The sequence below is a fragment of the Enterobacter cloacae complex sp. CDL013 genome, from assembly GCF_049238805.1.
Taxonomy (GTDB): Bacteria; Pseudomonadota; Gammaproteobacteria; order Enterobacterales; family Enterobacteriaceae; genus Enterobacter; species Enterobacter hormaechei_C.
In genome coordinates this window covers 430,860-450,115 of record NZ_JBMKGT010000001.1, presented here as the reverse complement: position 1 = coordinate 450,115, position 19,256 = coordinate 430,860, and the positions used below count along the sequence as shown (strand labels likewise).

Below are 19,256 nucleotides of genomic sequence, written 5' to 3'. Positions count from 1 at the left end.
CTTTCTTTGGGTACATCAGTCCGTGATAAGAGGTGCATCATAAATGAACACCTCATACTGCGCAATTTTTATACAGCACTCAGGACTGATTAAATTTGTATAACGGTAACAGGTAGCGTTGCGCCTCCTGGGTGATAATGTCGAAATATTCTGGCTCCAGCGTTCGCCATAAACGTTGATACCAGACATCGTCACCTTCGCCACGTACCATCATGTTCCCTTCGTAGGCCTGCAAAAACTTGCTGCGCGCTTTCTGGAGCGAAGCCTCATCCGTTAACATGGCATCATTCTGCGCGTCATAACAGGCTTTTATCCATGCCCCCCCACTTTCAGGCAGCAAAAGCAGGGGTTTGTTCATGCCCTGACGGTAACCTTCAATATAAAGCGACAGGTACGTCAACGCCTGCTCAGGCTCCATCCGCGGGAAGCGCCATTCGCCGTCCTTACGTACAAACAACCGGCTTTCACCTTCGTGACCACTCGCACTGTAGACAAGATGTTCGAGCCAGAGTTGCAGGCCATGTGAAACGCTGAGCATGGATGGGCGCCAACGCAGCAGCCCGTCAGACTGCACGTGCGTGAGCCAGCCGCTAAGGTGCATACCGTTACAATCGAGATCGATTTCAATGCTGCTCGCCGGCTGCCGACACGCGATAACGCGGTCAGCTAGCGCTCGCATCTCCTCGCACTGGGCATCCCAGACGATTTCGCCGAATGCACCATACGGAAGTAATCCCGACGCCCTGTAACGTCGAAACAGTTTACTGGCGTCTTCTTCGTCAACCAGCGCATTCAGAAGCTGGGAATTAAGCTTAAAACGCTCCAGCCCATCAAGAATAAACGGTTCCGCATCGGGGATTTCGCTCTCTTCAGAGCGGAAATTCACCTGCAAGCGTTGCTGGAAAAACGCCCGAACCGGGTGTGCCCAAAAGCGCTGTAGCTGCTCAAACGTGAGGGTGTCTATAGCGCGCGGTTCGAGCGCCTGAATAAAATCGGTTTGCGGCGTCCCCGCTTTCTTCGCGGCGGGAAGCCACTCGCGGGCATAGCTTTGCAGTTCATCAGGAACGTAGTTGACAGGATCGAACGGCATACGGCTATGGTGGCAAGTGATATGCGCTATCACCCGACGTTCGCTTTCGTCGCAGTTGCAGGCTTCATCGCCCGGCAGATAGTGGCTCTGTCCAATGTAGTCCACTAGCTCCTGCACCAGCACAGACGGGAAACGCTCGCTGTTATCCTGAATTGAACGTCCGATATAGCTGATATAAAGCCTGCTTTGCGCAGACATCAGCGCCTCAAGGAAGAGATAACGGTCATCATCGCGGCGGCTGCGGTCACCCCGCTTCGGTTGTGCGCTCATAAGATCAAAGCCCAGAGGCGGCAGCGCACGCGGATAAATACCGTCGTTCATGCCAAGCAGACAGACCACTTTGAACGGGATTGAACGCATTGGCATCAGGGTACAAATATTCACCGGCCCCGCAAGGAAGCGCTGGCTGATGCGCTCCTGATCGAGACGTTGCGTCAGCTCATCACGCAGAAGCGAAAGGGGAACCGCCTCGTGATAGTGCGAATTAACCCCTTCATCAACGATGGCCTGCCACTGCTTCTCGATAAGCGCCATGGCGGCTTCAGTTTCGCTGTCCGGCAGGAAGAAATCATTCAGCATTTCGCGGCAAACTGGCAGCCACTCTTCGAGCGGGCGGGGCTGCATCAATGCACGGCGCCAGCGGTTGAGCTGCATAAGCAGCGAGGCTAAGTGACCAACCAGTTCCGCGATCAACCCACTGGATTCATCGTACGGCAGCACGTCATTCCATTCGCCGTGGATGCTCTCCATTGCATACCCCAGCAGCATGCGCGTCAGCCCAAACTGCCAGGTATGCTGGCCGGTTGCTGGCAGTTCGAACTCCTGGACGTTATCATCGTCGATACCCCAGCGGACACCGGATTCGTTGACCCACTGGCGCAGATAGCGCAACCCCTCTTCGTTAATGTTGAAACGTGCGGCCAGAACTGGCACATCCAGCAGTGCCAGCACATCCTCAGAGATAAACCGGCTATCAGGCAGCGAAAGCAGGCTGATAAAGGCCTGTAGCGCCGGGTGTGACTGACGAGCGCGACGGTCAGAGATTGCGTAGGGCAGATAGCGGTCGCCCGTTGCGCTGCCAAATACCGCCTGAATAAACGGGCTGTAGCTGTCGATATCCGCCACCATCACCACGATATCGCGCGGTGTCAGGGTTGGGTCGTCCTGCAACATGGCCAGCAGGCGGTCATGAAGAATTTCAACTTCACGCTGTGGGCTGTGACAAACGTGGATCGCGATACTACGATCGTCAGGATCCAGTTTTCGCTTCTTATCGCTTCGCGCAAACTCCTCGGCAGTGATCCCGGCAACGGCACGGTTCTCTAAATCCAGAATATCAAGCTGAATATTGTGCAGCAGGCTATCCGGCGTAATATCGGCAAACGCATCCACATCCCCTTCTCCCGAGGAGGTGATATCTGAAAGCAGATAAATATAGTCACGTCCGAGCTTGCCCCACGAGGCAAGCAGCGGGTTCGGCAGGTTCTGAATCCCCTCTTCATCAAAAAGCTGCGCCGCGTTTTCACTGTCTTTAAACAGCGGCACCGCGCGTTCTTCAAAGAGACGTTTTCTCTGACGGGTGACCAGCCGTGAAAGCCAGCGCGGATCCTGAATATCCCCCCAATAGTGCCGACACGGGTTGGTAAAGAGGATATGGATATCAGTGTGCTTACCGAGCGCTTTTAGCGCGTTCAGGTAGACAGGCGGCAACGCGGAGATACCGCAAATGAACACGCGTGACGGCAAACGGGCTGGCCGTTCTGCGCTGTTCTCAAGTATCGAGATAAAGCGATCGTACAAGTTAGCACGGTGCCACTTAGGCTGACCGAGTTTCCCGGTATGCTCGACCAGCGCTTTCCAGAGCGGCGCCTGCCAGATTTGCGCTTCCGGTAACCCATCGACTAATTCTCCCGCTTCCCAGCGAATCAGCCAGTCTGCACGGTAAACCAGATACTGGTCATAGAGGTCGGCAGTACGTGAGGCCAGCTGGAAAAGTTTACGCTTGTCGGTGTCGTCATTCAGGTAGTGCCGCAGCATGGCAAACTCATCACGCGCCAGCATGTCCGGCAGCAGCGTCATCAGTTTCCAGGCCATGCTTTGTTTGTTGAAGGCGCTCTGCTCAGGGATGTCCGGCAGGACGCGAACAAACATCTCCCAGATAAAGCTCGCGGGCAGCGGAAAATCGATGTTCGCCGCAATGCCAAATTTCTGCGAAAGGGACATTTGCAGCCACTGCGCCATACCGGTGCTCTGCACCAGCACCATTTCTGGCTCAAACGGATCGTCAAGACGCTCTTGCTCAACGATATACTCCATCAGTGCTTCCAGCACATCCAGACGATTTGAGTGGTAAACCCTTAGCATAAACGCTCCCGACTAGCGGCTAACCGGGCAGTGCAGACGCGTTAACGCGCCCTGCCGCCCCATAGGAGAAATAAGTGTGACCGTGATGCTGACACATCCGGACTGTGTTGTCTGCCCCCGACTGACCTGCCAGCCCGGCGGGAGCGTTAATGTTGAGATCTGCGATTGATTCCACGCATGATGCCATAGCTGACGATACTGGCTAAGCGCCGCATACCGGGCTGCCAGCGCGCGATGATATCCGGATAACGCCGTCACAACCACAACCAGCAACATCATTGCCAGCAAAACCTCCACCATGCTAAATCCTTTTTGTCTGCTCAGGGTAACTGACATAGCGTACTTTCCTTAAGGGGGCAGAAATCACTCCAGCCGTGGGCGGAAAAGCGTATCTGCCCTTCCGCGATGTCCCCGCCTTGCCATAGCAACAGATCGTCATTGCCGGCAATAAGCAAAACACGCTCCCCAAACAACCTTACACAGACCCGCAAACGCTGTGTCTGTTTGCACTGAACCTCTGGCTGTAAAGCCCATTCCTGAACGCGCCCCCACTCCAGTGCAGATTGCACGGCAGCCTGCTGGCGAACAGACGAACTCTCGCCACTTACCAGCGTGCTAAAGGTTTGCAACTGCTGATTTAATCCGGTGAGGATCAGCGTGCCGAGCACCAGCAATAGCAGGACCAGCGCCAGCGATGACATGCCCCGCTGACGATTCACAGATTAAACCCCGTTACGGTATGGCGAGCCGAAAAGGGGGCGGTCAGTTCACCTTTACGGCGGGCACGCAGCTCGATACTGATGACCGGCGCAAAGCCAGCACGATCGGTTTTAGTGACCATAAATTGCTCTATCAGGACCCGATCCGGGTCGGTGAGCTTATCCCATCCCTTACCGTCACAGGATGTGGCGCCCCGCAGCGTTTCAAGCGATCCGGACTCAAGCCGGAATCCCGTACTGTCGTTTTCTGACGCGGTGCTATCCCACTGGCCGTTGCTGTTCGCATCCCATTGCACAATCGCACATCGTCCTTGCCTGCCGATGATCATCCCCTGTCCCTGGCAATGCCCTGCACAGTATCCTGCTCTCTGAAACTGTTTACCGACCGCGAACAGACGTTGCCAGACCTCATCCTCCAGCTCCTGCTGCCCGGATTGCAGTAAAACCCCCCGCTGTAGCCCCGGTAAAAAACGTGACGTGCTGAGTAACAGAATGCTGCTTATCGTCATCGTAATCAGCACTTCCAGCAGGGAAAACCCTTTTCGATTTACTGGCATGCACCTTCTCCTGCGGCATTACACAGCCTGATACGTCCGCCATTTGAGACAATAACCCACCACCCACCAGCGCGGCTCTGCACCCGGATATGTCCGGCCCACGCGGTATCTCTTAAACCGTAAAATCCCAGCGCAGGTGTTATGTCGCTTATCGTGACCCCTGGCCACATCGGCTTCATCACGAACGGTCCGCCGCTGTCACAACCGGTCACCGCTGAACTGGCCAGACAGTTCTTTTCACCGTCGTTATACAGCGCGATCCTGTGCTCGCTGTTGTGACGGTTGGCGTCATTGCGCAAAAACACCAGGTAATCCCGCACCTGGCAGGCGGTTTGCCAAAGCCGCTGCCGCTGCTGCCAGCTGTCCCAGCCATAGAGTCCTGTGGCGCTGAGGATCACTGCCAGCGAAACGGCGATAAGGGTTTCGATAAGCGTAAAGCCTTGTTCGTTTTTCATGGCGGGAGTGTGGAGGAATAGCAGAAACGGTGCGAGCGTCAAACCAGAACTTTACGAGCCGCTTTCAGGAGATTTTCACCCGTTGCAACGCGTTGCATCATCTCTGGAAACAGGTTCGAAAAACAAAACGGGCGTGAAAAAAAACCGGCGCTAAAGAGCACCGGTTGTGTCAGGATTTGCCGTATCAGATGGCGACAGGAGCTTTAATGCCGGGATGCGGGTCGTAACCCTCAATCTCGAAATCATCAAAACGGTAATCGAAGATCGAGTCCGGTTTACGTTTGATCACCAGCTTCGGCAATGCACGCGGTTCGCGCGTCAGCTGGAGATGCGTCTGTTCCATATGATTGCTGTAGAGGTGGGTATCACCGCCCGTCCAGACAAAATCGCCCACTTCAAGATCGCACTGCTGCGCCATCATGTGCACCAACAGCGCGTAGCTGGCGATGTTAAACGGCAGGCCGAGGAACACGTCGCAGGAGCGTTGATAGAGCTGGCAGGAGAGCTTGCCGTCCGCCACGTAAAACTGGAAAAACGCGTGGCAAGGCGCCAGCGCCATTTTATCCAGTTCACCCACGTTCCAGGCAGAGACAATGATACGGCGCGAGTCCGGATCATTTTTCAGCTGGTTTATGACGGTCGTGATCTGGTCGATATGGCGGCCGTCCGGGGTAGGCCACGCGCGCCATTGCTTGCCGTAGACCGGACCCAGGTCGCCGTTCTCATCTGCCCACTCGTCCCAGATGGAGACATTGTTTTCATGTAGATAAGCAACGTTGGTATCGCCTTGCAGGAACCAGAGCAGTTCATGAATGATCGAGCGCAGATGGCAGCGCTTCGTTGTCACCAGAGGAAAGCCTTCTTGCAGATTGAAGCGCATCTGGTGGCCAAAAATGGAGAGCGTACCGGTGCCGGTGCGGTCGTTTTTCGGCGTGCCCTCGTCGAGCACTTTTTTCATCAATTCAAGATACTGTTTCATGATTCCTCAGGAAAGTTGTTGCTGTGGACGACGACGATACGCCCAAATCATCATAATGGCACCCGCGACAATCATCGGGATGGAGAGGATCTGCCCCATGCTGATGTACTGTACCCATTCACCGGTAAACTGCGCATCCGGCTGGCGGAAGAACTCGACGATGATACGAAACGCGCCGTAGCCAATCAGGAACAGACCGGAGACAGCCCCCATTGGACGCGGTTTGCGGATATAAAGATTCAGGATGATGAACAGCACCACGCCTTCCAGCGCCAGCTCATAGAGCTGTGACATATGGCGCGGCAGGACGCCGTAGGTATCGAAAATGGACTGCCACTCAGGATGCGAAGGCAGCAGCGCGATATCCTCTGCGCGGGAGCCCGGGAACAGCATGGTAAACGGCACGCTCGGATCGACACGCCCCCACAGCTCACCGTTGATGAAATTGCCCAGACGCCCTGCGCCCAACCCAAACGGGATTAACGGCGCAATAAAATCAGCCACCTGGAAGAAGTTGCGTTTGGTGCGTCTGGCGAAGATCACCATCACGAGGATCACACCAATCAGTCCGCCGTGGAAGGACATACCGCCGTCCCAGACGCGGAACAGATAGAGCGGGTCGTTCAGGAATACCGGGAAATTATAGAACAGGACATAACCGATGCGACCTCCCAGGAATACGCCGAGGAAGCCGGCATAAAGCAGGTTTTCCACTTCGTTCTTCGTCCATCCACTGCCCGGACGACTGGCGCGACGGCCAGCAAGCCACATGGCAAAAACGAAGCCCACCAGGTACATCAGACCGTACCAGTGCAGCGCTACAGGTCCTATTGAGAAAATAACCGGATCGAATTCCGGAAAATGCAGATAACCACTGTTCATCTGTCACCACAAGATGTTGTTATTCCGCTGAAAGTGGACAGCGGGTGAATTGCATTCCCGCCGTTGGCAGGTGCTCCAAAGTTGCGAATCATAGCATAAGGCAGGCGCGGAGGATGCGCCTGAGATGTAAAAGATGTGTATAGGGGTTCATGCGCGCAGTTCTCCCTCACCCCACCCCTCTCCCTCAAGGGAGAGGGGTCGTCCGAGCAGTCATTATTTTGTGGGGATCAGCGGCCGCCGCGGATCAAACCGCCCATGCCGCGTCGCTCCATAAACGCAGCCACCTGATGGCGCACTTCTGCTGCCAGCTGTGCTTCCAGGCTACGCGAGGCCAGTTCGCGCGCCTCATCTTGTTCGATGTGACGTAACAGGTATTTCACACGCGCAACGGAACGTCCGTTCATTGACAGGTGACGGAAACCGAGACCAATCAGGATCGCCACGCACATCGGATCGCCGGCCATTTCACCGCACAGGCGCAGGTCGATATTATGCTGCTCGGCTTCGCGGGCGATCATCGCCAGGGCACGAAGCATCGCCGGATGCAGGCTATCGTAGATGCTGGCAACACGCGTATTGTTGCGATCGACTGCCAGAATGTATTGCGTTAAGTCGTTGGTACCAACGGAGATAAAATCAACGCGGGTCGCCAGCTGCGGCAACATAAAGACCATCGAAGGCACTTCAAGCATCACGCCGATACGGGGTTTAGGGATCGCATAGCCGATCATCTCTTCCACTTCGCGCCCTGCACGTTCTATCAACCGCCGCGCTTCGTCGATCTCGTCAATACTGGTGACCATCGGCAGCAAAATGCTGAGATTCCCCGTGGCCGCGTTGGCACGCAGCATGGCACGAACCTGGATAAGGAAGATTTCCGGCTGATCGAGGGTTATGCGGATCCCACGCCAGCCGAGGCAGGGATTCTCTTCACTGATGGGCATATAGGGCAGTTGCTTATCCGCGCCGACGTCCAGGGTGCGCAACGTGACGGGTTTGTCATTAAACATCTGCAACATGCCCTGATACTGCGCCACTTGCTCCTCTTCTGACGGGAAGCCGCTTTGCAGCATAAACGGTATTTCAGTGCGGTAGAGGCCGATGCCATCGATGCGGCTGCCGAGCTTCTCTTCATGCTCGGGGCTTAAGCCAGCGTTGAGCATCACCTTCACCCGCTCACCGCTCTTGAGCTGCGCGGGCAGGTTGACGTCATCTTCCGCCAGCTTGCTTAATTCATTCTCTTCGCTGATAAGACGCTGGTACTCCTGAAGGAGAACCGGTTCAGGATCCACCAGCAACTCACCACGATATCCGTCCACCACCAGCGTACGGCGATGCAGTACGGAGGGCTGAATATCCGCCCCCATCACGGTCGGAATACCGAGCGCGCGCACCATAATGGCGGCATGGGAGTTAGCAGCGCCATCGCGCACCACCACGCCCGCCAGCCTGTCCTGCGGTAATTCAGCCAGCGTCGTCGCTGAGAGTTCATCGGCCACCAGCACAAACCGGTTCGGCCAGGCGTTCGCCCCCTGAATAGTATCATCGAGGTGGAACAGCAGACGTTGCCCAAGCGCGCGTAAATCGCCGGCGCGCTCTTTCAGATAACCGTCAGTCAGCACCGCAAACTGCTCAGCAAATTTTTCAATGACCTTTTTAACCGCCCATTCTGCCACCGACCCTTTATCGACCTCGGCAAATAACTCACGACGCAAACGCGCATCGGAAAGCAGGTGTGAGTAGAGATCGAAAATAGCCGCCGTCTCTTTTTGCGCGCCAGCGGCAAAGCGTTTGCTGTAGCGACGAAACTCATTCGCCGCCTCTTCCAGCGCAGCGGTAAGCCGTTCGCGCTCAAGCGCTTCATCCAGCGTCGAGGCTTCGTAGACCTGCTCCATCAGCGGGAGCGTGGCATCCATCCAGCCTTCGGCAATCGCGACGCCCGGCGAGGCCGGAAGCGCGCGGATGCGGGTATGACGATACTGCCCAAAAAGGGCTGCCAGCTGAGACTGGGAGAGGATAGCAGCCATCTGCGTTGCCAGCGTGACGAGGAAAGACTCCTCGCTTTCGTCGTACTGCCGCAACTCTCGTTGCTGGACAACAAGCACGCCAAGCAGTTGGCGGCGCTGAATAATAGGCACGCCAAGGAAAGCGCGGAACCGCTCCTCTTTGACGGAAGGGATATATTTGAAGCTGGGGTGTTTTTGCGCATCGGCAAGGTTGATTGGCTCCGCCAGTCGCCCGACCAGGCCAACAATACCTTCATCAAACGCGAGCGTGACGGTGCGTCCCCGTGGTTTTTTTAAACCGCGGGTTGCCATCAGGTAGTAGCAACGTCGGTCATGATCGGCCAGGTAGACCGAACAGACCTCGGTTTCCATCGCAAGACAGATGTCCGTCACCAGAATATTCAGCGCCTCGTTGAGGCGAGGCGCACTGGCAACCTTTTCAACTATTTCTCGCAAGCGGGTGAGCATGATTTGCGTAGCTTAACCTCTTTTACGTCGCCAGGCAGGTGCGCTCTGTGGCTTCGGAGGCGTCTCCTGAAGCTGCATCACGACACTTGCGAACTCTTTCATCACCCTACGATATACATCGCGCTTAAATGACACGACCTGACGAACCGGATACCAGTAGCTTACCCAGCGCCAGCCATCAAACTCTGGCGTGCTGCTGGTTTGCATATTGATATCTGAATCGTTGCCCACCAACTGCAAAAGAAACCACTTCTGTTTCTGGCCGATACAAACCGGCTTTGTGTCCCAACGCACCAAACGTTTCGGTAACTTGTAACGCAACCAGTTGCGGGTCGAAGCCAGAATACGAACATCTTTTCGGCTTAAACCAACCTCTTCAAACAGCTCCCGGTACATCGCTTGTTCTGGGGACTCTCCAGGATTGATCCCGCCTTGCGGGAACTGCCAGGAGTGCTGACCATATCGCCGGGCCCACATCACCTGGCCCTGACGATTACAAATTACTATTCCTACGTTTGGGCGGTAGCCATCGTCATCAATCACCGGACTACCCCAAACTAAATCTGATATATGAATGATTGTTTCACACTACAGGGAGGCGGTAAACCACTCTCTTACAGGCCTGCAACCTAATAACATTTGAATAACTCACAATTTAGTGAGGAGTTATAAACAGATGAGGGCGACAGAGACCATTTTTATTCACCTTTTCTGTGGATATAGTTGTGAAGAAGTGCGGAATTACCGATGAACAACCTTTTAACCCGACGAAACGCCACTTTACCCTGCCAAAAATAAATCATTTAAATTCATAATATTATATTGGAATTAAGGGTGCCAGAGGCGATTAACGTGACGATCGTCACATCAAAGATCCTCCTGCTGATGAAAGATCGAACAGCGTCGGTTTTATCCACAGATTGTGCCAATAAGTTAGGCACAATTTGTGTGAAAATTCGATTTTCATCGCACGTCAAGGCTGTAAATTGAAACAGTAGTGGCAGTTATTCCCAGTTATCCCATTTTTCTGTGGATAACATGGTGTAAGATCCTGTTTATTGTCAGTGACCAGAATTGCACAACCTGTTTTTTAGCCGCGGCGCGACGGGCTATAGTCTAAAAAAGATGAAATAAATCATACGCATGGGATATTCACTCAGAAAAAGGTAAACTCTGTCCACAAGGGATAAAATATCAGCTTATTTTTTAATCAAAAGGTTGTTAGTATGCATTCTCTCGCCCCACTGCTCTCCCCTCCCGTCAGTGAAGCCCAGTTGCTCCAGCAGGCGCAACGTCTGGCAGGCTATTCACTGGGCGAGCTGGCCGTGATGGCGGGGTTGACGATACCCAACGATCTAAAGCGTGATAAGGGCTGGATCGGCGTGTTGCTGGAACGCTGGCTGGGCGCAAGCGCGGGCAGTAAACCCGAGCAAGATTTTGCGGCGCTGGGGGTGGAACTGAAGACGATCCCCATCGATAGCCAGGGGCGGCCGCTGGAAACCACCTTTGTCTGCGTTGCGCCGCTCACGGGTAACAGCGGAGTGACCTGGGAAACCAGCCACGTCAGGCATAAGCTGAAGCGGGTGTTGTGGGTACCCGTTGAGGGCGACAGGCAGATCCCGCTGGCAGAGCGTCGCGTTGGCGCCCCGCTGCTCTGGAGTCCGAATGATGAAGAGGAGAGACTGCTTTCCCAGGACTGGGAAGAGCTGATGGACATGATTGTGCTGGGACAGGTTGAGCGGATCACCGCCCGGCATGGCGAAGTGCTGCAACTTCGTCCTAAAGCCGCCAATAGCAAAGCGCTCACTGAAGCGGTAGGCGCACAGGGCGAACCGATCCTCACGCTGCCGCGCGGTTTCTATCTTAAAAAGAATTTCACCGGGGCACTGCTGGCACGCCACTTCCTGTTGAAAACATAGTTTTTTACTAATTTTGCGCTCCGGCTAACATAATCTCCTCCTTTTTAAGATTTCCCCCCTTTCACCTGTCGTAATATCAGGTTATTACTACACTATGATTTGATACGAGCCAGGTGAGGATGAGAACGATGAAAAAATGGGCAGTAATTATCTCAGCAGTCGGTTTAGCGTTTGCGGTATCGGGTTGTAGCAGCGACTATGTCATGTCAACGAAAGATGGTCGTATGATCCTGACCGATGGCAAACCTGAAGTCGACGACGATACCGGTCTGGTGAGTTACCGCGATCGCGAAGGCAATCAAATGCAGATTAATCGCGACGAAGTCTCCCAGATCATCGAGCGCTAAACAGATAAAGGTCAGTAGCTTGCTGGCCTTTTTGATTTTTTCCTTCCCCTTTTGCCTTCCCTCTGCCATGTTTATATTCCTTTGTCGGGAGGTTCCTGACGCAGTCTGTATGTCTAAAAAAGGAAACCGGCTATGCATTATCATCGTATCCCCCACAGCGCTCTGGAGATCAGCCAACTGGGGTTGGGCACCATGACATTTGGTGAACAAAACAGCGAAGCCGATGCCCATGCACAACTCGATTACGCCGTCAGCCAGGGCATTAACCTGATTGACGTGGCGGAGATGTACCCCGTTCCTCCCCGCCCGGAAACACAAGGTCTTACTGAAACGTATGTCGGCAACTGGCTGGCGAAACGCGGCAATCGCGAAAAGCTGGTCATCGCCTCCAAAGTCAGCGGACCTTCCCGTAATAACGATGCCGGGATCCGCCCTAATCAGATCCTCGATCGCAAGAATATCCGTGCCGCGCTGGATGCAAGCCTGAAGCGCCTGCAAACCGACTATCTCGATCTTTATCAGGTGCACTGGCCGCAGCGTCCGACGAACTGCTTCGGTAAGCTTGGCTACACCTGGAACGAAAGTGCTCCGGCCGTTACCCTGCTGGAAACGCTGGAAGCGCTCACGGAGTGCCAGCGGGCGGGTAAGATCCGCTACATCGGCGTTTCCAACGAGACGGCGTTTGGCGTGATGCGCTATCTGCATCTGGCCGATAAACACGATCTGCCGCGCATCGTGACCATTCAGAACCCGTACAGCCTGCTGAACCGCAGTTATGAAGTGGGTCTGGCGGAGGTGACGCAGTACGAAGAGGTGGAGCTGCTCGCCTACTCCTGTCTGGGCTTCGGTACCCTGACGGGCAAATACCTGAACGGCGCGAAACCGGCTGGCGCGCGTAACACGCTTTTCAGCCGCTTCACCCGCTATAGCGGCGAGCAGACGCAAAAAGCCGTTGCGGCCTACGTGGATATCGCGAAACGCCACGGACTCGATCCGGCGCAGATGGCGCTGGCCTTCGTGCGTCGTCAGCCGTTTGTGGCGAGTACCCTGCTCGGCGCAACGACGATGGATCAGTTGAAAACCAATATTGAGAGTTTCAATCTGAACCTGAGTGAAGAGGTATTAGCGGAGATAGAAGCGGTGCATCAGGTTTATACCTACCCGGCACCGTAATAAAAGCAAAACGGCAACGCACGTTGCCGTTTTTAGGGTTTTCACCCTCTCTCTGTGGGAGAGGGCCGGGGTGAGGGCATCAGGCAGCACAATTCAACGACGACGCTGCCAGACCCACAGCCCGCTAATCGCCAGCGCGAACAGCGCGCCGAATCCTACCCCGATTGCCACGACCGGCGCACCTGCTTTTACCGCCAGCGAGTAAATCCCCAGCATCAGTAACATCGCCATGTTTTCACCAAGGTTTTGCACCGCAATGGCGTTACCCGCCCCAACGGTCTGCTTGCCGCGCTCCTGCAACAGCGCGTTTAGCGGCACCACAAAGAAACCGCCTAACATGCCGATCAGCAACAGCAGGGCATAGGCAGGCAATAGGGCATGTTGCAGGGAGAAGAACAGAACGCCGACGCCAATCAGGATCCCCGCAGGCATGCAGCGCGCGACGGTTTCCAGCGTCACCAGTTTTGCCGCAGCCCCGGCCCCGACAACAATCCCGACGGCGACCATGGCATTCAGATAAGTCGGCGTGGCGTTGTCAGTAATGCCCAGCGCCACCGGCACCCACAGCACCAGCAGGAAACGCAGCGTAACGCCGGCCCCCCAGAACATGCTGGTGCCCATCAGCGAGAAGCGTGTTTCACCGTTACGCCACAGTACGCGGCAGGCGTTGAAGAAGCTGCCGGTCATGGGCCCGAAGCGCCAGGATTGCCCCGGACGCGCCACGGCCAGTTTGGGGATAAACAGGTTGGCGATCACCGCGCCACCGTACATCAGGGCGCAGATGCCAAGCGCGGCGAGCACATGCCAGTCTGCCAGTACGCCACCCGCCACCGAACCCAGCAGAATAGCCGCAATGGTGGAGGACTCCATCAGGCCGTTGGCCTTCACCAGCTTATCACCGGTGGTGAGCTCACCCAGAATACCGTACTTCGCCGGGGAGTAGGCTGCCGCACCAATGCCCACCAGTGTGTAGCCGACAAACGGGTTGATACCAAAGCAGATACTTGCCGCGCCCAGAAGCTTAAGGCTGTTGGCAAACATCATGACACGACCTTTCGGGAAGCTGTCCGCCACCTGGCCGACAAACGGCGCAAATACGATGTAAGCACCCACAAACACCATCTGTAGGATCGGCTGGCTCCAGTCGGGATAAAACTCAGCTTTCAGCAATGCCAGCGTGGCAAACAGCAACGCGTTATCGCCGAACGCGGAAAGAAACTGGGCGGCGATAACCGCCATCATGCCTTTCGACCAGATTGAAGTGTTAGTGTGCACTGACTCACGCATTTTGCTGTTCTGCCTCTTCAACCATGCCCTTCAGGGTCACGAAATCGGGTTTACCGCTGCCCAGCACCGGTAACTGTTTGAGGTAACGAATATCGCGGGGGACCGCCAGCTCGGGGATACCGTGTTCGCGTGCATACCTGAGCAGCGCGTCACGCTTCAGTTCACCGTCTGTCGTGAAGAGCACCAGCGCCTCGCCTTTACTGGCATCACTTTTCACCACGGTCGCATGCATTTTCTCTGCTGAGACTGCGGTCGCCAGCGTCTCGACCATTTCAAGAGAGACCATTTCCCCGGCGATTTTGGCGAAGCGTTTTGCGCGTCCCTGGATCTGCACGAAGCCCTGATCGTCGAAGCGCACGATATCGCCCGTGTCGTACCAGCCCGTTTCAACCTCGCCATTGACGTTCTCAGCCGTCGGCGCCTCAAGCACCCCCGGGTTTTCCACACGCAAATAGCCGTTCATGACGTTCGGCCCTTTCAGCTGAAGACGTCCGCCGTCTTCAATACCCGGCACCGCCAGCAGACGCGCGTCCAGCCCCGGCAGAATGCGGCCAACCGTTCCGGGTTTTGCCGCCATCGGAACGTTGATGGAGACCACCGGCGCGCACTCCGTCACGCCATAGCCTTCCAGAATGCGCAGGCCAAACTTGTCCTGCCAGATTTGGCGCGTGCTGTCCTGGAGTTTTTCCGCCCCCGCCACCACGTAGCGCACGCGGAAGAAATCATACGGGTTGGCGAAGCGCGCGTAGTTTCCGAGGAAGGTGGACGTCCCGAACAGCACCGTGCAGTTACGGTCATAAACCAGTTCCGGCACAATGCGGTAGTGCAGCGGGCTTGGGTAGAGGAACACCTCGGCACCGGTCAGCAGCGGCGTAAAGAGCCCCACGGTCAGACCAAATGAGTGGAACAGCGGCAGCGCCGACATAAAGCGATCGTTGGCGGTAAAGTCAGCAATGGTTTTAATCTGTTCGACGTTCGCCAGAATGCTTTTGTGACTGTGAACCACACCTTTCGGGTTGCCTTCAGAGCCGGAGGTAAAGAGGATAATGGCATCATCCTCCGGCTGCTGCTTAACCTGCGCCAGACGCGGCATCAGCAGGTGCGCGAAAATCCACAGCTTGTCGGCGGTCGTGACGTCTGCTTTCAGATCTTCCAGGAACACCCAGCGCACCTGCGTCAGCTGTTCCGGCAGGTGCCACAGCTTGCCTTTATCCAGGAACTGGCGGGAGGTAAAGACGGTGTTGATTTGCGCCGCGGTAATCGCGCTGGAGAGCCCTTTCACGCCCGCCGTGTAGTTCATCATCGCCGGAATGCGGCCCCGGGAGACGGCACCAAAGATCACCGCCGCGCTGATACCCGCGTTTGGCAGCATCAGGCCGATCTTTTCACCCTGTTTGCTGTATTTTTCCAGGATACGCCCGACAAACAGCGTTTTGGTCAACAGCTTACGGTAGGTATCCGGCGTAAAGTTGATATCTTCAATGCAGTTTTTCTTCGCACCGTAGCGATACTGGGCCGACAGCAACGATTCATACAGCGTCTCGCGCGGGCGAACGGCCATGCGCGCTTCCATCATAATCTGGTGCAGCATTTCCCCGGCGATTTTACGGCGGTCGCGCGCACGCGGCGCCTCGGGCATCGGCAGTGACGTCGGCGGTAATATATGCAGCGTAATTTTCGGGAACAGACGCTGCTTCACCAGCCCTTTCAGACGACTGAAAAAGGTCAGCTCAGCCCCGTCGATGCGTAGCGGCACGACGGTGGCCTGAGACTTCGCCGCGACAAAACCGGCCCCATCGTAAATTTTCATCAGGGAGCCCGTCACTGAAATCCGCCCTTCCGGGAAGATAACCACCGGACGCCCCTGCCCAATCAGACGCACCAGATGTTTAATCATCATCGGTTTGGTTGGATCGAGCGGGACAAAATCAATCAGCGGTTTGAGCCAGCGCATGTACCATTTTTCACTGATGGAGCTGTACACCGCGAAGACGGGCCGCACGGGCAAAAACAGCGCCAGCAATACGCCATCAAGAAAAGAGACGTGATTCGGTGTGATAAGAACACGCTCGCCATAGAGTGCCTGCGTATCGCCAGTCACGCGGATGCGAAACAGGACACGAAACAGTGTGCGGAAGAACCCAAAAAGCATTTCAACTCCCTTTGCCAGCCAGTGTGAAAGGTATAAATGGTGGCAGATTACACGAGAAGTAGTGAGGGAGCGATAGCAAAAACAGAGGCGAAAAAAAACCTGCGCATCCGCGCAGGTTGGTGCAAGAGAAGAGTACGAAAACGTACCAGGAATTCTCACCAATCAATACCTCTGGGATCTTGATTGTGGCCTCCGGCGACAGGCTTCGCCAGCGGGAAAACGCAAGGGAATGAGCCGAAGTGCAACCAGGTGTGAATATTCTCTTTTGCTGTTACAGGTTGAACTTACAGGCAAAAAAAAACCTGCGTAAAACGCAGGTTGGTGTAAATCGTGTTAATCAACCGAAGTTGATTCCACCTATCAATACCTCTGGGATCTCGACTCTAGCAATTCATAACGCATCGTTGCTAACGGACAATCGCAACAGCCTGAGGCAAAGTGTAACTAAAGGTTCAGATTACCATTATTCAGACATGACTGGCCGTGTAACGATTACACCGCGAGGGATGTTCTGCTTCACGTTTGCAGAGGACGCTCACCCGCTCCCCTTGAATGCGCGCCGCTTTTCCGCAACACTAGTTAGTGTGTAAACGCTTACCCCTATAAGAAGGTATTGAATGGCGACAATTAAGGATGTGGCTCGTCTGGCCGGTGTTTCCGTCGCGACCGTCTCCCGCGTAATCAACAACTCCCCTAAAGCGAGTGATGCATCGCGCCAGGCCGTGCAGGACGCCATGGAAAACCTGAATTATCACCCTAACGCCAACGCGCGCGCCCTTGCCCAGCAGTCGACAGAAACCATCGGGCTGGTGGTCGGGGATGTATCCGATCCGTTTTTCGGTGCGATGGTCAAAGCCGTAGAACAAGTCTCTTATCACACCGGAAATTTCCTGCTGATTGGTAATGGCTACCACAATGAACAGAAAGAGCGCCAGGCCATTGAGCAGCTGATCCGTCATCGCTGTGCGGCACTGGTGGTCCATGCCAAAATGATCCCCGACGCCGAGCTGATCCATCTGATGAAACAGATGCCGGGGATGGTGATTATCAACCGTATTATTCCCGGTTTTGAAACCCGCTGCGTGGCGCTCGACGACCGTTACGGCGCATGGCTCGCAACCCGTCACCTGATCCAGCAGGGCCATACCCGAATTGGTTATCTGTGCTCCAACCACCCAATTTCCGATGCGGAAGATCGCCTTCAGGGCTATTACGACGCGCTGCGCGAAGCCGGTCTGCCCTGCAACGATCGTCTTGTGGCGTACGGAGAACCGGATGAGAGTGGCGGCGAGCAGGCGATGACCGAGCTGCTGGGACGCGGGCGGAATTTCACCGCCGTGGCCAGCTATAACGACTCCATGGCCGCCGGCGCAATGGGCGTGCTGAATGATAACGGGATCGACGTCCCGGCAGAAATTTCGCTGATTGGCTTTGATGATGTGCTGGTGTCGCGCTACGTGCGCCCTCGCCTGACCACCGTGCGTTACCCGATTGTAACCATGGCAACGCAGGCGGCAGAACTGGCGTTAGCGCTGGCCGAGCATCGCCCGCCACCGGAAATTACCCACCTGTTCAGCCCAACCTTAGTGCGCCGTCACTCGGTGGTATCGCCCGCGGAAGCCGTGAGCGAACAGCGATAGAGATGGACGGTTTTATCCGGGTATTCCAGCGCATCGCCGATGTAGTGCCAGCCGTAACGTTCGTAGAAGTCGCGGCAGGCAGACCAGAGATGAAGCTCGTGATACCCGGCGCGTCGCGCGTAGCCGATAACATGCTGCTGAAGTTTTCCCGCCAGCCCGTTTCCCCGGGCGGCTTCATCGACATACAGCGCAGCCAGCCAGGGGTGGAGATCCTGTCGGGAAATTAAATCGCAACGCCACAACCCAACGGTGCCCAGCAGCTGGTCATCCTCAACGGCAATAAAGGTGAGCGGTAACTCGCCCGGCGTCAGGCTGTGCTCGACAATGCTCTGGAAAAAGGCACGCGGCATACCTTCACCAAACGCGTACCAGATCCAGTCGATCACCTGCTGTGTAAACTGCGGCGCAGCGTGAAGCGGCAGTATATTCACACCAGCTTCCCCTGGAAAAGAGGGACCGATTCGAAGAGATAGCCGTCGAAATCGGGTGCGTCTTCGTCTGACAGCTCAAGCAGGCTCTTTTTGACGTTTTCAAGATGCTGGAACATCGCCTGCCACGCCCCCATCACGTCGCGGCGGCGGAGCGCAGCGAGAATGGTTTGCCTGTCGCCGAGCCATTTCAGCCGCCATGCGCGGCTGGCGATGTGGCCGTTGAATTGCTGCCACAGTGGGCTGCTGTCCATGTGATGCCAGACGCTTTCAACGGTCGCCAGCAGCATCTGGTTTTGTGTGGCCCCCGCCAGTACAAGGTGGAACATTTTGTTGTTGTCCTGGCTGCGATCGTCGGCGGCAATCGCCCGTTGCTCCTGCTCGATGATGCGGCGCAGGTTGTCGATATCCGCCCGCGTCGCCATTTTTGCGGCAAAGGCGGCAATGTTGCTTTCAAGCAGCTGACGCGCCTGGAGAATTTCAAACGGCCCTACGTCACTGTTCAGAAAACGCTCTTCCTCGTTTTCATGCTCCTCCGGAATGCGCATCACGTACACGCCAGACCCCTGGCGAATATCCACCGTCCCCTGAAGCTCAAGCATCAGCAGCGCCTCGCGCACAATAGTGCGGCTCACGCCATACGTCTCGGCGATGTTGCGCTCCGGCGGCAGACGCGATCCCACGGGATAATGCCCCTGGATAATCTGCGCCCGTAAATCCTCGCCAATCTCCTGGTACTGTTTTTTTTCCGGCAGGATGACAGCCTTATCCACGTTTTCACCTGTGTTTT

17 protein-coding genes are annotated in these 19,256 nt (G+C 55.6%); 4 read left to right on the top strand and 13 right to left on the bottom strand.

Features of this window, described 5'->3' with window-relative positions; translation table 11 throughout:
- Positions 1–79: 79 nt before the first annotated feature.
- The 9 genes from recC to rppH form a co-directional block, all read right to left on the bottom strand.
- Positions 80–3,454, bottom strand: a complete 3,375-nt coding sequence (gene recC / locus ACOTXD_RS02185; RefSeq protein WP_003862774.1) for an exodeoxyribonuclease V subunit gamma — start codon at positions 3,452–3,454, stop codon at positions 80–82.
- A 12-nt stretch (positions 3,455–3,466) separates the two neighbouring features.
- Positions 3,467–3,790: a prepilin-type N-terminal cleavage/methylation domain-containing protein gene (locus ACOTXD_RS02180; RefSeq protein WP_003862776.1), complete on the bottom strand. Its 324-nt coding sequence runs from the start codon at positions 3,788–3,790 to the stop codon at positions 3,467–3,469.
- A complete protein-coding gene (locus tag ACOTXD_RS02175; protein WP_061856269.1) occupies positions 3,775–4,173 on the bottom strand; it encodes a DUF2509 family protein in 399 nt (132 codons plus the stop codon). The genes ACOTXD_RS02180 and ACOTXD_RS02175 overlap by 16 nt, the downstream gene beginning before the upstream one ends.
- Positions 4,170–4,730 (bottom strand): prepilin peptidase-dependent protein, encoded by a 561-nt coding sequence (locus tag ACOTXD_RS02170; RefSeq protein WP_032610062.1) that lies wholly within the window; start codon positions 4,728–4,730, stop codon positions 4,170–4,172. The genes ACOTXD_RS02175 and ACOTXD_RS02170 overlap by 4 nt, the downstream gene beginning before the upstream one ends.
- On the bottom strand, positions 4,721–5,185 hold the full coding sequence (locus ACOTXD_RS02165) for a prepilin peptidase-dependent protein (protein ID WP_003862783.1): 465 nt from the start codon (positions 5,183–5,185) through the stop codon (positions 4,721–4,723). Before ACOTXD_RS02165 ends, ACOTXD_RS02170 begins: the two co-directional genes overlap by 10 nt.
- Before the next feature lie 184 nt (positions 5,186–5,369).
- On the bottom strand, positions 5,370–6,164 hold the full coding sequence (gene thyA, locus ACOTXD_RS02160) for a thymidylate synthase (RefSeq protein ID WP_003862785.1): 795 nt from the start codon (positions 6,162–6,164) through the stop codon (positions 5,370–5,372).
- A gap of 6 nt (positions 6,165–6,170) precedes the next feature.
- The gene (gene lgt / locus ACOTXD_RS02155; RefSeq protein ID WP_003862787.1) at positions 6,171–7,046 is read right to left on the bottom strand and encodes a prolipoprotein diacylglyceryl transferase; all 876 of its coding nucleotides are present in this window, start codon (positions 7,044–7,046) and stop codon (positions 6,171–6,173) included.
- A 227-nt stretch (positions 7,047–7,273) separates the two neighbouring features.
- Positions 7,274–9,520 (bottom strand): phosphoenolpyruvate--protein phosphotransferase, encoded by a 2,247-nt coding sequence (ptsP, locus tag ACOTXD_RS02150; protein ID WP_060580302.1) that lies wholly within the window; start codon positions 9,518–9,520, stop codon positions 7,274–7,276.
- 12 nt (positions 9,521–9,532) lie between these two features.
- Positions 9,533–10,063 (bottom strand): RNA pyrophosphohydrolase, encoded by a 531-nt coding sequence (gene rppH, locus ACOTXD_RS02145; protein ID WP_003862791.1) that lies wholly within the window; start codon positions 10,061–10,063, stop codon positions 9,533–9,535.
- Between the two features lie 683 nt (positions 10,064–10,746).
- Here rppH and mutH point away from each other — a divergent pair.
- The 3 genes from mutH to ACOTXD_RS02130 all read left to right on the top strand — a co-directional run bounded on the left by mutH (position 10,747) and on the right by ACOTXD_RS02130 (position 12,959).
- Positions 10,747–11,439 (top strand): DNA mismatch repair endonuclease MutH, encoded by a 693-nt coding sequence (gene mutH / locus ACOTXD_RS02140; protein WP_003862792.1) that lies wholly within the window; start codon positions 10,747–10,749, stop codon positions 11,437–11,439.
- A 128-nt stretch (positions 11,440–11,567) separates the two neighbouring features.
- Complete coding sequence (locus ACOTXD_RS02135) at positions 11,568–11,786, top strand: YgdI/YgdR family lipoprotein (RefSeq protein ID WP_003862794.1); 219 nt, start codon at positions 11,568–11,570, stop codon at positions 11,784–11,786.
- 132 nt (positions 11,787–11,918) lie between these two features.
- Positions 11,919–12,959, top strand: coding sequence for an NADP(H)-dependent aldo-keto reductase (locus ACOTXD_RS02130; protein ID WP_003862795.1), 1,041 nt, complete (start codon positions 11,919–11,921; stop codon positions 12,957–12,959).
- A 93-nt stretch (positions 12,960–13,052) separates the two neighbouring features.
- Here the strand turns inward: ACOTXD_RS02130 and lplT are convergent, their stop codons facing one another.
- The gene (lplT, locus tag ACOTXD_RS02125) at positions 13,053–14,246 is read right to left on the bottom strand and encodes a lysophospholipid transporter LplT (protein WP_003862801.1); all 1,194 of its coding nucleotides are present in this window, start codon (positions 14,244–14,246) and stop codon (positions 13,053–13,055) included.
- A complete protein-coding gene (gene aas, locus ACOTXD_RS02120; protein ID WP_023314771.1) occupies positions 14,239–16,398 on the bottom strand; it encodes a bifunctional acyl-ACP--phospholipid O-acyltransferase/long-chain-fatty-acid--ACP ligase in 2,160 nt (719 codons plus the stop codon). The genes lplT and aas overlap by 8 nt, the downstream gene beginning before the upstream one ends.
- Before the next feature lie 617 nt (positions 16,399–17,015).
- On the opposite strand from aas, the gene galR reads away from it, so the two are divergent.
- Positions 17,016–18,038, top strand: a complete 1,023-nt coding sequence (gene galR, locus ACOTXD_RS02115) for an HTH-type transcriptional regulator GalR (protein ID WP_003862806.1) — start codon at positions 17,016–17,018, stop codon at positions 18,036–18,038.
- On the opposite strand, the gene ACOTXD_RS02110 is transcribed toward galR, so the two are convergent.
- Both ACOTXD_RS02110 and ACOTXD_RS02105 read right to left on the bottom strand, forming a co-directional pair.
- Positions 17,993–18,469, bottom strand: a complete 477-nt coding sequence (locus ACOTXD_RS02110) for a GNAT family N-acetyltransferase (RefSeq protein WP_003862808.1) — start codon at positions 18,467–18,469, stop codon at positions 17,993–17,995. The two genes, galR and ACOTXD_RS02110, sit on opposite strands and share 46 nt — an antisense overlap.
- Positions 18,466–19,239 carry a GntR family transcriptional regulator gene (locus ACOTXD_RS02105; protein WP_003862809.1) on the bottom strand — a complete coding sequence of 258 codons (774 nt, stop codon included), beginning with the start codon at positions 19,237–19,239 and terminating at the stop codon, positions 18,466–18,468. Before ACOTXD_RS02105 ends, ACOTXD_RS02110 begins: the two co-directional genes overlap by 4 nt.
- Positions 19,240–19,256: the final 17 nt, after the last annotated feature.